17 protein-coding genes and 1 tRNA gene are annotated in these 13,907 nt (G+C 44.0%); 7 read left to right on the top strand and 11 right to left on the bottom strand.

Translation table 11 applies throughout. The annotated features are described in order from the left end of the window. Positions 1-79 precede the first annotated feature (79 nt). Positions 80-328, bottom strand: coding sequence for a YdcH family protein (locus QO189_RS11835; protein ID WP_240365428.1), 249 nt, complete (start codon positions 326-328; stop codon positions 80-82). A 361-nt stretch (positions 329-689) separates the two neighbouring features. On the opposite strand from QO189_RS11835, the gene ahpF reads away from it, so the two are divergent. Together ahpF and QO189_RS11825 are read left to right on the top strand one after the other, a co-directional pair. Then, entirely contained in the window at positions 690-2,267 is a 1,578-nt protein-coding gene (gene ahpF / locus QO189_RS11830; RefSeq protein ID WP_371532862.1) for an alkyl hydroperoxide reductase subunit F, read from the top strand. 252 nt (positions 2,268-2,519) lie between these two features. Further along, complete coding sequence (locus QO189_RS11825; protein ID WP_277077480.1) at positions 2,520-3,968, top strand: sodium:alanine symporter family protein; 1,449 nt, start codon at positions 2,520-2,522, stop codon at positions 3,966-3,968. 66 nt (positions 3,969-4,034) lie between these two features. Here the strand turns inward: QO189_RS11825 and QO189_RS11820 are convergent, their stop codons facing one another. The 6 genes from QO189_RS11820 to QO189_RS11795 form a co-directional block, all read right to left on the bottom strand. Next, a complete protein-coding gene (locus QO189_RS11820; RefSeq protein WP_371532861.1) occupies positions 4,035-4,610 on the bottom strand; it encodes a glutathione S-transferase family protein in 576 nt (191 codons plus the stop codon). 30 nt (positions 4,611-4,640) lie between these two features. Beyond that, on the bottom strand, positions 4,641-4,784 hold the full coding sequence (locus QO189_RS11815) for a hypothetical protein (protein WP_371532860.1): 144 nt from the start codon (positions 4,782-4,784) through the stop codon (positions 4,641-4,643). A 185-nt stretch (positions 4,785-4,969) separates the two neighbouring features. Continuing rightward, positions 4,970-5,302 (bottom strand): TIGR01244 family sulfur transferase, encoded by a 333-nt coding sequence (locus tag QO189_RS11810; protein WP_058025716.1) that lies wholly within the window; start codon positions 5,300-5,302, stop codon positions 4,970-4,972. Positions 5,303-5,375: 73 nt separating this feature from the next. Continuing rightward, positions 5,376-5,702, bottom strand: coding sequence for a beta-lactamase hydrolase domain-containing protein (locus QO189_RS11805; protein ID WP_371532859.1), 327 nt, complete (start codon positions 5,700-5,702; stop codon positions 5,376-5,378). Positions 5,703-5,927: 225 nt separating this feature from the next. Beyond that, positions 5,928-7,637, bottom strand: a complete 1,710-nt coding sequence (locus QO189_RS11800; RefSeq protein WP_371532858.1) for a SulP family inorganic anion transporter — start codon at positions 7,635-7,637, stop codon at positions 5,928-5,930. 54 nt (positions 7,638-7,691) lie between these two features. After that, positions 7,692-7,979, bottom strand: coding sequence for a metalloregulator ArsR/SmtB family transcription factor (locus tag QO189_RS11795; RefSeq protein WP_201598179.1), 288 nt, complete (start codon positions 7,977-7,979; stop codon positions 7,692-7,694). 370 nt (positions 7,980-8,349) lie between these two features. On the opposite strand from QO189_RS11795, the gene QO189_RS11790 reads away from it, so the two are divergent. The 4 genes from QO189_RS11790 to trxC all read left to right on the top strand — a co-directional run bounded on the left by QO189_RS11790 (position 8,350) and on the right by trxC (position 10,679). Then, complete coding sequence (locus QO189_RS11790) at positions 8,350-9,222, top strand: MBL fold metallo-hydrolase (RefSeq protein WP_371532857.1); 873 nt, start codon at positions 8,350-8,352, stop codon at positions 9,220-9,222. A gap of 60 nt (positions 9,223-9,282) precedes the next feature. Next, positions 9,283-9,465: a DUF2892 domain-containing protein gene (locus tag QO189_RS11785; protein WP_201597955.1), complete on the top strand. Its 183-nt coding sequence runs from the start codon at positions 9,283-9,285 to the stop codon at positions 9,463-9,465. A 24-nt stretch (positions 9,466-9,489) separates the two neighbouring features. Further along, positions 9,490-10,110 (top strand): class I SAM-dependent methyltransferase, encoded by a 621-nt coding sequence (locus tag QO189_RS11780; RefSeq protein ID WP_371532856.1) that lies wholly within the window; start codon positions 9,490-9,492, stop codon positions 10,108-10,110. 131 nt (positions 10,111-10,241) lie between these two features. Beyond that, entirely contained in the window at positions 10,242-10,679 is a 438-nt protein-coding gene (gene trxC / locus QO189_RS11775; protein WP_371532855.1) for a thioredoxin TrxC, read from the top strand. A 161-nt stretch (positions 10,680-10,840) separates the two neighbouring features. Here the strand turns inward: trxC and QO189_RS11770 are convergent, their stop codons facing one another. From QO189_RS11770 to QO189_RS11755, 4 genes are all read right to left on the bottom strand, one after another. After that, positions 10,841-11,242 (bottom strand): hypothetical protein, encoded by a 402-nt coding sequence (locus tag QO189_RS11770; RefSeq protein WP_371532854.1) that lies wholly within the window; start codon positions 11,240-11,242, stop codon positions 10,841-10,843. Positions 11,243-11,461: 219 nt separating this feature from the next. Continuing rightward, complete coding sequence (locus QO189_RS11765) at positions 11,462-11,821, bottom strand: SirB2 family protein (RefSeq protein WP_371532853.1); 360 nt, start codon at positions 11,819-11,821, stop codon at positions 11,462-11,464. Positions 11,822-11,893: 72 nt separating this feature from the next. Then, positions 11,894-12,214 carry a BolA family protein gene (locus QO189_RS11760; protein WP_371532852.1) on the bottom strand — a complete coding sequence of 107 codons (321 nt, stop codon included), beginning with the start codon at positions 12,212-12,214 and terminating at the stop codon, positions 11,894-11,896. A gap of 219 nt (positions 12,215-12,433) precedes the next feature. Next, positions 12,434-13,246 (bottom strand): M48 family metallopeptidase, encoded by an 813-nt coding sequence (locus QO189_RS11755; RefSeq protein ID WP_201597965.1) that lies wholly within the window; start codon positions 13,244-13,246, stop codon positions 12,434-12,436. Between the two features lie 585 nt (positions 13,247-13,831). On the opposite strand from QO189_RS11755, the gene QO189_RS11750 reads away from it, so the two are divergent. Continuing rightward, positions 13,832-13,906: transfer RNA gene (locus QO189_RS11750), tRNA-Gly, on the top strand. Position 13,907 lies beyond the last annotated feature (1 nt).

The raw sequence follows: 13,907 nt of genomic DNA, 5'->3' as shown, positions 1-13,907 counted from the left end.
TGTTGATGGGGTCTTTTTATGGCGCTAGCTACAACCTTATGAGTCTTATTTGTTGATCATAAGCGTAGTAGGCGTAGTATCAGGCGCGAGATTGTTCTTTATTTTTATCAATAATCTTATAAATCTCGTCTTTGAGATGTAATTTACGCCGTTTCATTTGCTCTATTTCTTCTTCACGGCTAGCATGCTTGACTAGATCTTTTTCGAGGTAATTAATCTTTTGGTCAAGCTCGGTATGCTCATCAAAAATACTCGCAAAATGACTGTCTTTGAGCTTCAGTTCGGCAATAATATCTCTATTATCGTGGAAAGTATCTGTTTTTCTCATGTGTTCATCCTTGTCATGAAACGCAAGCTTGTCACAAGCAGTGCGTATTGTTTTAAAAAGACGGCTTAACTTAAGAACTATTCTCGATTTTAGCGAAAAAATAACCCAGTTACTATCGCTATTATCCACCAGTGTATTTGCATTTAATTAATTAAAACTATTAACGATTGGTTTTATAAAACGTAAGGTTTGAGTTTCTCAGCTTGCCCAAATGCTGAGAACACCTGATAATAGGGTCATTCAAGAGCGAAAGCTCGATATATACAATATTTTTTATAAAATTATTAAGTGTAAGAATTTCATATTTAGGCGTGCAGCATGACAGTTGCCGTTACATATTCAGTCATAATGAGGAACAAACATGATAGATCAGAATTTATTAGACGCAGTTAAGACATATAGCGAAAACATGACGCGCCCGATTACTTTTGTATTGGGTAGCGGTGAGCACAACAAACGCGCTGAACTCATTGATTTTTTGACCAAGATTGCTGGTACAACTGACAAAATTAACTTCGATGCAGAAGCGACTGACGACAGCCTGCCAAGCGCGATTAGTTTTAAAGTAGTCAGTCATATCGATGGAGAGACTGCTGACACAGGTATCGTATTCAGTGGTATTCCTGGTGGTCATGAGTTTACCTCATTGATCCTAGCCATTTTGCAAGCGGGTGGTCATACGCTAAAATTGGACGACGGTATCCAAAAGCTGGTCAAGCGTTTTAATAAGCCATTACAGTTCCAGACCTATGTGTCATTATCGTGCCATAGCTGCCCAGAAGTGGTTCAGGCGTTGAACCAATTTGCGCTACTAAACGATGGTATCAGCAATGAGATGATCGATGGCGCGCTATTCCAAGAGCAAGTCGAAGCAAACAAAATCCAAGGTGTACCGGCCGTATTCTTGAACGGAAAGCCGTTTGCAAATGGGTTGATCGACACGGCTAAATTGATTGGAAAATTACAAGAGCAGTTCCCAGATTTGCTGGCAGATGTGGAAGATGACGCTGAGCAATTAGAGCAGCAAGATGTCACTATCATCGGTGCGGGTCCTGCGGGCGTTGCAGCAGCTATTTATACCGCGCGTAAAGGTCTGAAAGTGACCATGGTTGCTGATCGTATCGGTGGCCAGGTCAAAGACACGCAAGATATCGAAAACTTAATCTCTGTGCCCTTAACGAATGGTACTGATTTATCGACCAATTTCGTTAAGCACTTGTCTGAGTACAATATCACGCTAAAAGAGCATGTCAGTGTGAAAGATATCGGCGAGACAGAAGAAGAGAACTACAGCATCAACCTAAATACTGGTGAGACGTTTGAGACTCGCAGTATTATCTTAGCGACAGGTGCCCAGTGGCGTAAGCTTGGCGTACCGGGCGAAGAAGAAAACATCGGTAAAGGCGTGGCGTTTTGTGCCCACTGCGACGGTCCCTTCTTCAAAGGTAAAGATATCTCAGTCATCGGCGGTGGTAACTCAGGCGTTGAGGCCGCGCTAGATTTGGCAGGTATCGTCAAGCACGTCACGGTTTTAGAGTTCGCTGATGAGTTAAAAGCAGACCAAGTGTTAATCAACAAAGCCAAAGAAAAATCTAATATTGAATTCATCACTGGTGCTGCGACACAAGAAATTAAGGCGACTGATGGCAAAGTATCGTCCATCGTCTATCAGGACCGCAGCACAGGCGAGACGCATGAGCGTGATTTATCAGGCGTGTTTGTACAAATCGGTCTCGTACCAAACACTGGATTTATCAAAGGCTTTGTCGATTTAAACCGCTTTGGTGAGATTGAGATCGATGAGCGCTGCCGTACAGATCGCAAAGGTATCTTTGCCTGTGGTGATGTAACTACCGTACCATTCAAGCAGATTAATATTGCAATGGGTGAGGGTAGTAAAGCAGCATTGTCAGCGTTTGAATATTTGGTTATGCAGTAAGCTTCAGTATCAGAAGAAAAAGCCACCTCAATTGAGGTGGCTTTTTTTTGCGTTTTTATAGGAATTTTTCTATAGAATAGCGCCTAAAGTTTAAAAACCAGTCATTTTGATGAGTGAATAAAGCAATTTTTCTCGAAAAATGTCATCATTTACGTTACAAATGCGCCATTTGCGTTACAAATACGGGTCTTAGATGCGATAATAAGCCCAATAAAACCTATCATAGCGTCATGAACTATAAGGAAAATAGGCATGGAATATATAGAATCTTTTTTTGCCCTAGTCGGGGATCTAACGTGGGGCTGGGCACTCGTGCCTATGTTAATTATTTTTGGTCTATTATTTACCATTGTGGGCAGGTTCGCTCAGTTTACATATTTTAAACGTATGTTCCGTGTGTTTAAGACGGACGAAGTAGGAGACGATGGGATTTCTGCCCGTCAGGCGTTGCTCGTATCGATCGGTGGACGTGTTGGCGGTGGTAACATTGCTGGTGTTGCCGTTGCAATCTCTTTGGGTGGTCCCGGTGCGGTTTTTTGGATGTGGGTTGTGGCCCTCATCGGCATGATGACCAGTATTGTTGAGTGTAGCTTGGCTCAGCTTTACAAGCGCAGAGATAATGATGGTAACTTTCGCGGCGGCCCTGCAACTTATATTTTACACGGTTTAGGTAAAGATTATCGTTGGCTCGCTGTCATTTATGCTATTGCTTTACTCCTATCTTTCTCCATTGGATTTATCGCATTCCAAGGTAATACGGTAGCAGGTTCCGCGCTTGAGAGCTTCGGGATTGATCGCTGGATATCAGGTGCGGTACTGGTGGTTGCGGGTGGATTTATCGTCTTTGGTGGTATCCAGCGTATTGCAAAAGTCGCTGACGTTGTGATTCCTGTAATGGCGCTGATTTACATTGGGATGGCACTAATTATCATCGTGTTGAATATCGCCGATCTGCCTGCATTGATGGCGATGATTGTTAAAAATGCATTTGGTATTGAATCCGTCGTTGGCGGTGGTATCGGTGTGGCGATTGAGCAAGGCATGAAGCGCGGTCTGTTCTCTAATGAGGCAGGTTTGGGTTCTGCGCCTAACATCGCGGCGACCGCTTATGCCACGCATCCTGTGAGCCAAGGTATCTCGCAGTCCCTATCGGTATTTATTGATACGATTGTTGTGTGTAGTGCTACGGCATTCATGATTTTGCTCAGCGGCGTTTATCAACCAGGTGCCGAAGTTGATGGTATTGTACTGGCGCAGCAAGCGCTCACCGCTCAGCTGGGCGACTGGTCACAGTATGTGTTAACCATCTCGCTATTGCTGTTTGCACTAAGCTCTATCATGTATAACTACTATATGGGCGAAAATGCGATTAACTTCTTGGTCAAGAAGAATATCAAAGCAGCGACCTTGGTATTACGCATTGTGGTGATTGCGATCTTGTTCTTGGGCGCGGTAGCACCTGCGGCAACCACTGTCTTCTTCTTCGCTGATCCATTGATGGGCGTACTCGCACTAGCCAACTTACTCGCCTTAATTATGCTGTTCCCACGTGCCAAGCGCTTACTTGACGACTTTGCCCGTCAATTAAAATCAGGCGTCAAAGAGCCATTATTCGATGCGCAAGAGTATGAGAAATTAGATCTCGATCTGAGTGCATGGGGCAAAAAAGCAGTAAAAGAGGCGTTAGAGCAAAAACAGTAATACGCTCAACGTCTTATTAAAAAAAACCACTTTGGCTCAGCTGAAGTGGTTTTTTTGTGGAAAGTATTATTTAGCTGACAAAACACCCGATAATGAGACAATCTCACCCGCTTCATCTTCTTTGATAATCCGTGTCTCTTGTAGTGCTGCTTGAATCCAAGTCTTGATATGCTGATTATTCAGCATGGTCTGGTAATACTGCTTAGTCAATGGTTGCAAAGTGATATTGGACGCATCAGCATAGGTCTGTAATTGCAGCACTACTGGGGCAAAAAAGACATCAGCTGCTGTGAAATGTCCAAACAAATAGCTGTCTTCTGAACGTTCCTTTAAGCAATCGGCAAAAATAGCCTCAATACGAGCAATATCAGATAAGCACGCCTCACTTGGATGTATTTTAGTAGTTGCTCTGATATTCATCGGCATCTCATTACGAATACCTGATAATCCTGAATGCATCTCAGCAATGATGCTTTGGCAATAAGCATTGTTGATTCTGTTTTGATGGTCAGTTTGAGCGTTAGTGTCAGATTTTTTGATGCCTGTCCAAATATTGATGTCCGTAAAATACTCATTAACATGCATCGCAATGGCGAGCGTATCCCAAACAGTGACTTTTTCATTGCCTTCACCATAGGCCAATACAGGAACTTTTCCCGTTGGCGAATGCGCCTAAAGTATTGGATGGGCCGATGGATGAAGTAATTCGATGAGCTGCTCGTCAAAGTCAACATCGAACGCTTTTAACAACAGCCAAGCGCGCAGCGACCAAGATGAGTAGTTTTTATTGCCGATAATCAGTAGTGGTTTTTGCATTTTTAAATCCTATTCAACGATCACAGTGACTTTTGATTATGTGCTCAATGTCGAAAATTAACCAGTCTATAACTTGCGTGATATCTCTATCATTTAAATGATATCCCAAAAAAAAAGCCCATCCAATATGTGGACGGGTATTTTTAATCTTAAGTAGTAGGAGATTTTGTTAATTTGACAAAAGACTAGTCGTCTAATAAATCCATTTGCTTGGCGGCTTCATAGATACCGTTTGAGCGGTTACCCGTACGGCAAAAGATGAGCATTGGCTGCTCAGCTTGATTGAAGAAGTCTGCAAATGCTTCGACGTGGGTTTGATTCAGCTCGTTACCTGCAAATGATATTTCTTTATACGCAAGTCCTGCTTCTTTAGCAGCGGCTTCAATCTCTGCACTGGTTGGCTGATTTGGTTCTTCACCGTCAGGACGGTTGTTGATAATGGTTTTAAAGCCATTTTCGGCAATCATAGGGACTTGGTCAGGGGTGATCTGTCCGGTAAAGCTAACTTCATGGCTCATAGGAGCTCCTTTTTTATTGGTTCAGTTGGTGGTGTAAAATACGTTGGTGATTGAGACAAAACGAGCAATATGACTATAGCAAGCCCTGCATCAATGCGCTTTGATACAACAGTTTGGCGCGCGCGCCAGTACCGCAAAACATCAATATGGGCTTTGGCATCGCATGGTAAAAGTCAGCAAACTGCTCTACGGTCAGCATACTCAAACGCTCATCATCAAATGGTAGATGATGATAGGTTAGATTTGCTTCCTTTGTAGCGGTCGCTAAATCACAGCTGTTGGGCTGTGTCTCGATCTCAGCGTCTGGACGTATATTGAGCACTGAGCGATAGCCAAGCTCGGCAATTTTGATACATTGGCTTGGATAGATTTGCTTATAAATCGTTATGTCATCGGTCATAAATAGCTTCAGTTATCGTTGTTAATATATATTTATTATTGAGGTCTTGGCAGAGATGATAAAAATAAGGTCATGCATTGTTGAGACGGAAACGACAGGGTGATATATGTTTATGTACCATTATCTATATTCAGTCGGTCTAGCATAGCACAGGCTATATCATAGCGATATTGTACGATAGACGACAGTAGCGATTAAAAGCGTGGTACAAAAATAATGACGCCGCTATCTATCCTTTAAAGCATCGACGGCATCTAACGTACTGAGATAGACCTGCCCTGACAGCTCGCTAATGAGCGGAGTCTGGCCGATGACATCCATGACAGGCCCTTTGATAAAACTAAAATGTAAGCGCTTGTCTTGCAGCGCAAGCTCTTTATTCAAGGTACTGAGCATCTCTTGTGCTGTCAGATCAATATGATTGACCGCGGCCATAATCAAAATAATTTCCTGCGCTGCTGGATATTGCTGCATGGCATTTAGAATACGACGATGTACCGATTCACTATTACCGAAAAACAGACTCTCATCGATACGCAGCATCAATAAGTTGTTAAAAGTCACCACATCGTGACGATTGATATTGCGAAAGTGTCCCGTACCGCCCAGCTGTCCCACGATGGCGACATGTGGCTTACTTGATTGCCAGATAAGGCTGGCAAATGACACCATCAGCCCGATGACCAAGCCTGTATTGAGCCCAAATATAAGCACACCGACGAACGCTGCCAAGAAGCTAGACCCATCCAAGCGATCGCGTTGCCAAGCAGACTTTAAGGTCGCAATATCTATTAGGCCAATGATAGAAGCCATGATGGTTGCACCGAGTAGCGCATAAGGCAAGGGTGCGAGTGCATTACTAAAGGCAATCAGCGCGGCAATCATTACCAGCACCGTCACAAGGCTGGCAAGGGGTGTCTTTGCTCCTGAGTCAGCATTGATCGCCGTGCGTGAAAAGCCACCTGCGACCGCAAAGCTTTGAAACAGCCCGCCAGACAGATTGGCAAGACCAAGACCAGTCAGCTCATGGTTGGCATCGAAGCTCTCACCACGTAAGCGTGCATAAGTACTTGCAACGGAACTGCTAGAGACAAAGACGATCAGTGCCATCAACCCTGCGGTCGGCAAGAGCTTGAGCGCTTCTTGCAGGTCGGTCATATGCGGTAGCGTAAAGCTGGGTAAACCTTGTGGAATACTACCAATGGTCGCAACCCCTAGCGAATTCCAGTGCAATAGCATACTCAGAACAATGGCAATACCCAGTAAAACCAGTGGAAATAAACGTTCGGCCCATTTGGCATACGATGATGACAGCCACGTTCGCCATACCCATTGACTCGCATAGCGGTTAGCGACCAAAAGCGCAAATGCGATAATACCAATCACCAAGGTCAGCGGATGCACCTGACTGGCATAGCGCTGCATGGTAGATAAATAGCCAACCAAGCTGCTACCAGCGATGGGGATGGCCATCAGATACTTTAGCTGACTGACAAAGATAAGCACTGCCGCGCCGCTCACAAACCCTGCTGATACCCCGCGACTGATAAACTGCATAATCCAGCCAAGCTTCAGCCGCCCTGCAATCCACAGCAGCGCCCCTACCATGAGTGCCAGCAAACTCGCCATCAGAGCATACTGCTCTGTGCCTTGCTCAGCATAAGGTAGCAAACCACTGGCCGTCATAATAGCGGTGATCGCGACGGGCCCAACAGCTTGTACGTTGCTAGAACCCAGCCAAGCATAGACGAGCACAGGCACGATCGCAGAATATAGACCATACACGGGCGGTAGACCAGCAAGGACTGCATAGCCTAGGCTCTGCGGTATCACCAGTACGCCCACCACCAGTCCTGCGACGAGATCGGTCGGTAACGCTTTGAGCTGGTATTGGCGCAGCCAAGTAGGAATCAGACGAGCAGCGATAAAAGACATATCAATACATCACCAAGATAGAAAGCAGTATAAAACAGTCAGGCGAGTACGGCATTATTCGGTTTTGGCACAAAATCTCTGATAAAGCAGCTCTAGTACGGCCAAGGCATCGTCACTTGCGATGCTATAGTAGATTTGCTTGCCTTCACGGCGTGTCGCAACCAGCTCGTCTTTACGCAAGATACCCAGCTGCTGCGACAAGCTTGGTTGTCCAACACCGACCAGTCCTTCAAGCTCACCGACACAGTATTCACCTTGTGTCAACTGGCAAAGCAGAAGCAGACGATCAGGGTGCGAGAGCGACTTTAGTAGCTGGCTTGCTTGCATCGAGGCTTGTTGCATTTGTTTAGCAAGATCGATAGATGAAAAGTCTGCGCTATCAGATGACACATCATCGTTAGCGCTGTGAGTAGACATACTCATTGCTGAATTAGAAGTAGCCAGAATAAGCTCCTTATATAATAGGGCAGTCACTGCCATATTATTTTTAATAATATATGGTTGATTATCAATGATATCGCGCCACATAGCAAGATATCATTATTTACATTATATAAATTGATAAAATGTATTGCAGTTGCTATATTGGTGATAACAAAAAGTCGTAAATATAAGCAAACATTATATACGACTCAATATCATACTTAAGGGTTAATTAGAGATAAAAAAAGCCCTATAGCAAAAACATTCATAGATAAGTAAAGAGGCAACCATGCAAGTTCATTCTTTCTTAGATAGAGACACAGAAACCTACACTCATGTACTTGCCGATGTCGAGCAGCAAGTGTGTGCGATTGTCGATCCAGTATTAAATTTTGATGCAAAATCAGGCAGGACGAGCACGAGCAGCGTTGACGAGGTCATTGAGTTCGTACGTGAAAATGATTGGACGCTCGAATACATTATTGAAACTCATGCGCATGCTGATCATTTATCCGCGGCTATCCATGTCAAAGAAAGCCTTGGTGGACAACTAGTCATAGGGCAACACATCACTGAAGTACAGAAAATATTTAAGCAAATCTTTAACTTTGATACCAGTTTCCGCACTGACGCCAGTCAGTTTGATATTTTGACGGACGATGGTGAGGCGTTAGCGCTTGGTAGTATCACTATCACTGCGATGTATGTGCCAGGACATACACGTGCTGATATGGCTTATATGGCTGCTGATAATGAGAAAACAGTGGTGTTCGTCGGCGATACATTGTTTGCGCCTGACGTGGGTACCGCTCGCTGTGATTTCCCAGGTGGTGACGCAAAGACGCTTTATCGCTCTATCCAAAAACTGCTCGCACTCCCTGAAGATACTGTGATGTATCTGTGTCATGATTATCCTAGTAAGGGTCGCCAGCATTGCCCAACGACCACGGTTGCCGCCCAAAAATTAGAAAATATCCACGTCAAAGACAGTATCAACGAAGCAGAGTTTGTGCAGATGCGTGAACGCCGCGATGCGACCTTGGACATGCCACGTCTGATTATCCCAGCGGTACAGGTGAATATTGATGCGGGGAACTTTCCAGAGCCAGAAGATAACGGTACGCGTTATCTAAAAGTGCCCATTAATGTCCTTGGTGAATAAGCCAAGTTGCGCTATGGGTGACCATTACTACCTAATAAATGACATATAAAAGGCACAGCCATGAAAATAAATATCGGCAGTACTGAACGGTTACTACGTATTATTGTTGGCGTGGTGATTATCGCATTAGGTATATATTATGGCAGTTGGTGGGGCGTTATCGGCTTAGTTCCTTTACTAACAGGATTATCGCGTTTTTGCCCTCTGTATAGCATGCTTGGTATGAATACCTGTAAGCGCTAAGTGTTTCAATAAAGGGAGAGGACAGTGAATCCATACGAGCGTTATGTATTGCCGAAGCTGATAGATGTCGCTTGTAGCACAGGCAATGTAATGAAAGCTCGGTCCAAAATTGTTCCTCAGGCGCTCGGTGAGGTATTAGAGGTTGGCATTGGTAGCGGTCTAAATTTGCAGTTTTATGATTCCAAAAAAGTCTCTACCATCATCGGTATTGACCCAGCGGCTCAGATGCAGACGTTAGCACGGCAGCGAGCAGCTGACATTAGCGTTCCAGTTGATGTGGTAGCGGTGGATGTGCAGGGTATTCATGCTGATACGGATAGGTTTGATACTATTGTTATGACCTTTACCCTATGCAGTATTGACGATCCGATCTCAGCATTACAAGAAATGACGCGTGTGCTGAAACCTGACGGTCGCTTGCTGTTCTGTGAGCATGGCTTAGCACCAGATGTCTCTGTCGAGCGCTGGCAGCATCGATTGACGCCTTTTTGGAAACCGATGGCAGGCGGTTGTCATTTAGATCGTGATATTCCAGCATTGATTCGAGCAGGTGGTTTTGTCATCGATGAGTTGAGCGAAGCGTACTTACCCGGTCCACGACCGATGAGCTACGTATATAGCGGTGTGGCACAGCAAGTGGTATAAAGAACGAGTATTAGCAACTATGTTAAAATTATTCATGCAAGCATCTTTTGCGGACAGCTTTCATTCGTAGATACCAACAATGAATCTTTAAGAAGTAAAGCGATTAGAATAATTAAAACAGGAATCAAATTATGAGCGAACAAAGTTTTCATTTAGTATGTCCACATTGCCAAGCGACCAATCGTGTGCCTGCTACGCGTATCAGTGCGGCACCAAAATGCGGTAAATGCAGTCAACCATTATTAACCGCAAGTCCGCATGAGCTCAACGCGCAAACGGCCAGTAAAGTCATCCAAAAAAACGATGTATTGACTGTCGTGGATTTTTGGGCGAGCTGGTGCCAGCCCTGTATTATGATGGCACCGGAATTTAAAGCGGCTGCAGGTCAACTCCCGCATGTGGTCTTTGCCAAAGTACAAACAGATAAATATGAGCAAGCGGCTGCCCCTTATAATATCCGTAGCCTACCGACGATGGTTGCTTTTAGGAGTGGTAAGGAAGTTGCACGTCAGTCAGGCGCACTACCAAGCAACCAAATCGTCCAGTGGGTGCAAAGCTTGCAGGAATAGAATTTAGTAAAGTAGTATACGTCAGCGCAGTTTACTGCTTAGCAAAGCGATAACTATGCTATAACCATAAAAAAGCCAATATGCTGAGCGCGTATTGGCTTTTTTGCTTATTTTGAGATCATGCTTTAGAGATATGACCGCTCTTTTTTCTTTGCCGACTCTTATTCACCATAAATTTTGATGCCATTGGCAAAACTACAGCGTTGAATACGGGCAGTTTGTACGATGGCATCACGCTCACCATAGAGCCGCGATAACTTTGCATCACGCGCTTTGGTATTGTTGCTTTTGCCAACCCCAAAGCTAATATTGGGAGAGATGCCCCAACGTCCTGCAGAGATACCCACGCCCACGCCTGATGCCGACAAGGTAGATTGCTCATTGCGGGCGGCTTCAACATAACGGTTGACGCGATTGTACTCTTGGCTCAATGCTTGGCAATCATAGTTTTGATAAGTACTTGGTGGCACATATTGCGGCGTGACATTACCAGTAGAGGCACAGCCTGAGAGCGCAAAAACGCTAACTGTTGCCAGTAGTGTCGCTGTCATAAACGTTTTCATAGTGGCTCCATTAGGCTAAGTGATTGTATTTATGTCTATTTAAGATAGCAAAAATAGCGTGATTAAGATATTTAAAAAGTATAGCGAGATACATATTTTCTGACCGCATCAACATGATTGTCTATGCAATCTAGATACCTCATTTAACCGCGCGGTCTTAGTTACTCGAGATATTGAAGAGTCGCTATAACAATCAATAATCATAATAACCACTACCTATTAGAATAGATTGGCTGGTTTAGCAAAGGCGAGTATCACAATGCCCACATAGGCAACAGCTGCAATGAGAATGCCTGTTTTGCTTTGAGTGGATGTCGCATGGGCGTTAAAGGCTTTGATGCTTGAGCTAATTGCTGCGATAAGTAAGATGATTTTGGCAAATACCCACTGCACAGGAGCATTAACACTCATCAGCTGCATGAGCATGATGGCGCCTGATACGATAAGCAATGCATAGATAATATGAGTGGCGATTTTGACCACGCGTGGCGCGCGTCGGTTTGCGCTGAGTACTAAGTAGCTTTGGTATAAAAATAATACAACGGTCAGTACCGCCATCAGCATATGTAGATGTTTCATTGAGAATTGCTCCTTTAGGATGGCAACGTGTAGCCCTGTTTAGGATATTGAATCGTCAGGTAGGATAGTTGGCTATATGTTTTGACCTGCGCATAACGGACTATCGGGGCTTTGACCTTGCCATTCTGTTGGCGTATATGCATGGATGGCAAGGGCATGTACCTGACCACCTTGTGAGGTTAGTAGGGGATTAACTAGTCCATATATGAGTTGGTGACGCCCCACCAGCCGCTTATTTTCAAAGACATTGCTCACAATAGTGAGTTTAAAATGACTCTCTTTGCCCTCAAAATAACCTGAGTGAGCCATCGACTCGTTGATAAGTTCCATATACTGCGGTTCTAGCGCTTGTAGTTCATTGTGAAGTGCGTCTTTGATAGGTGTGGTACTCATAATAATCCTTCAATATGTTGTGCTAAATACTATTGGACGATCTACAAATGATATTTATCAGCATTATAACAGACAGAGCAATCGGTATAGTACGTGATTAAAAAGCCTGTACGGTCTAAGCAAACCCCAATAAAAAAGCAAAGCATAGCGTGTTGGCTATACCTTGCTTTTTGTATCTACATACTTGATAAATCAAACATCAAAGTAAAGGGCGACGTATTAACGACGCGACCTTTGATACAATGGCATTACTTTTGGCATCAACGATTGTAGCTCCGCGATACGGCTGCTGCTCGTTGGGTGAGTGCTTAGGAATTGAGGCGGCTCGCCTTGGCTCGCACGCTGCATTTTTTGCCATAGAGTAATAGCGGCTTGCGGGTTATAACCTGCGCGCGCCATTAGCTCAAGACCAATTTGATCAGCTTCACTTTCTTGGGTACGGCTGTGCGGACGGCTTAAGCCTAGATCGCCAGCAACGCTTGCTAGCTGCGCTTGACCTTGTGATAGACCAAAGATGCTAGCAGCAACACCGATACCTGTTTGGGTCGCGTACTCGCGTGAGATGCGTTCACGTGAGTGCTCACGTAATGCGTGAGAGATTTCATGACCCATAATCGCAGCAATCTCATCATCAGTTAAGTTCAGACGGTCAATGATGCCTGAGTAAAACATAACCTTACCACCTGGCATAACGAAGGCGTTCAACTGGTCAGATTTGATCGTATGTACTTCCCACTTCCATTTTGCCGCATCTGCACGATAAACACCCACTTGACCAACCAAACGATTAGCAATGTTTTTCAAGCGATTTAATTGAGCAGTATTGGTATCCAATACACCTTTTGATCTCGCATCTTGCAATGTCTTAGCGTAGCTCTGTGCAGATAGCTGCAATACTTGCTCGCTAGAAACCAATAATAACTGCTGACGATCGACGCCGATAGCACCAGTATTGGTCGTACTGGTACAACCAGTCAATGTCAGCGCGGACAATGAAGCCGCCATCACACTAGTGGTCAATAGTTTTTTCATAAAAAGCATCCTCTCGATAAATGGTAAAAAGCAAAATCAAACAAAGTAAATCGCGTTGCAACAGGTAATGGCGCTATTTTTTATGGCTTTTTATCGACGTCCAATCACCTACTAAGACAGTAAAAGCCTGTTCGAGCTGTCATTGTAGATAAGTATAATAATGTTAACCAAGTAAAACCAAGATAGGAAAAGTAACAATAGAGCGTATGATTGTAAGTGAAACAGACATTGCTCATAATGAAGTAACGTTTTGCTTATAGTGATAGCAAAAAAAATTATAGTCATGTACAAACGTCACATAAGGTAAATTGTAGACTAGTAAGGTTTAGCTGAAGTAGTAGGTATCAATGAAAGAAGATAAAACCTCAAAGTGCTATTATTAATGTAAAATAATTTATATCTTTCTAAAAGTAATTCCTGTTTTTAAATCAATTGCTTATGCTGCATTTTCTCAAAAACGAAGGTCTGGACTGAAAATATTAGCCATAATTTTTAAAAAAGGTGTTGACACCCACAGAATATTTGCTAAAATAGCCAGCCTATCGAGACGGAGTAGTTGTTAACAACACGATGATTCGATAATCAGCGGGAATAGCTCAGTGGTAGAGCATAACCTTGCCAAGGTTGGGGTCGAGAGTTCGAATCTCTTTTCCCGCTCCAA

The sequence above is a fragment of the Psychrobacter sp. Arc29 genome (assembly GCF_041431175.1).
In the GTDB taxonomy this organism is placed as follows: domain Bacteria; phylum Pseudomonadota; class Gammaproteobacteria; order Pseudomonadales; family Moraxellaceae; genus Psychrobacter.
This window is presented reverse-complemented; position numbering and strand designations above follow the sequence as displayed.

Coding starts and splice junctions, on each gene's coding strand:
- QO189_RS11760 (WP_371532852.1), bottom strand. CDS start 12,214: ATGAGTACCACACCTATCAAAGACGCACTTCACAATGAACTACAAGCG.
- QO189_RS11790 (WP_371532857.1), top strand. CDS start 8,350: ATGCAAGTTCATTCTTTCTTAGATAGAGACACAGAAACCTACACTCAT.
- QO189_RS11755 (WP_201597965.1), bottom strand. CDS start 13,246: ATGAAAAAACTATTGACCACTAGTGTGATGGCGGCTTCATTGTCCGCG.
- QO189_RS11800 (WP_371532858.1), bottom strand. CDS start 7,637: ATGTCTTTTATCGCTGCTCGTCTGATTCCTACTTGGCTGCGCCAATAC.
- QO189_RS11805 (WP_371532859.1), bottom strand. CDS start 5,702: ATGACCGATGACATAACGATTTATAAGCAAATCTATCCAAGCCAATGT.
- QO189_RS11825 (WP_277077480.1), top strand. CDS start 2,520: ATGGAATATATAGAATCTTTTTTTGCCCTAGTCGGGGATCTAACGTGG.
- ahpF (WP_371532862.1), top strand. CDS start 690: ATGATAGATCAGAATTTATTAGACGCAGTTAAGACATATAGCGAAAAC.
- QO189_RS11785 (WP_201597955.1), top strand. CDS start 9,283: ATGAAAATAAATATCGGCAGTACTGAACGGTTACTACGTATTATTGTT.
- QO189_RS11810 (WP_058025716.1), bottom strand. CDS start 5,302: ATGAGCCATGAAGTTAGCTTTACCGGACAGATCACCCCTGACCAAGTC.
- QO189_RS11770 (WP_371532854.1), bottom strand. CDS start 11,242: ATGAAAACGTTTATGACAGCGACACTACTGGCAACAGTTAGCGTTTTT.
- QO189_RS11815 (WP_371532860.1), bottom strand. CDS start 4,784: ATGCAAAAACCACTACTGATTATCGGCAATAAAAACTACTCATCTTGG.
- trxC (WP_371532855.1), top strand. CDS start 10,242: ATGAGCGAACAAAGTTTTCATTTAGTATGTCCACATTGCCAAGCGACC.
- QO189_RS11765 (WP_371532853.1), bottom strand. CDS start 11,821: ATGAAACATCTACATATGCTGATGGCGGTACTGACCGTTGTATTATTT.
- QO189_RS11835 (WP_240365428.1), bottom strand. CDS start 328: ATGAGAAAAACAGATACTTTCCACGATAATAGAGATATTATTGCCGAA.
- QO189_RS11795 (WP_201598179.1), bottom strand. CDS start 7,979: ATGCAACAAGCCTCGATGCAAGCAAGCCAGCTACTAAAGTCGCTCTCG.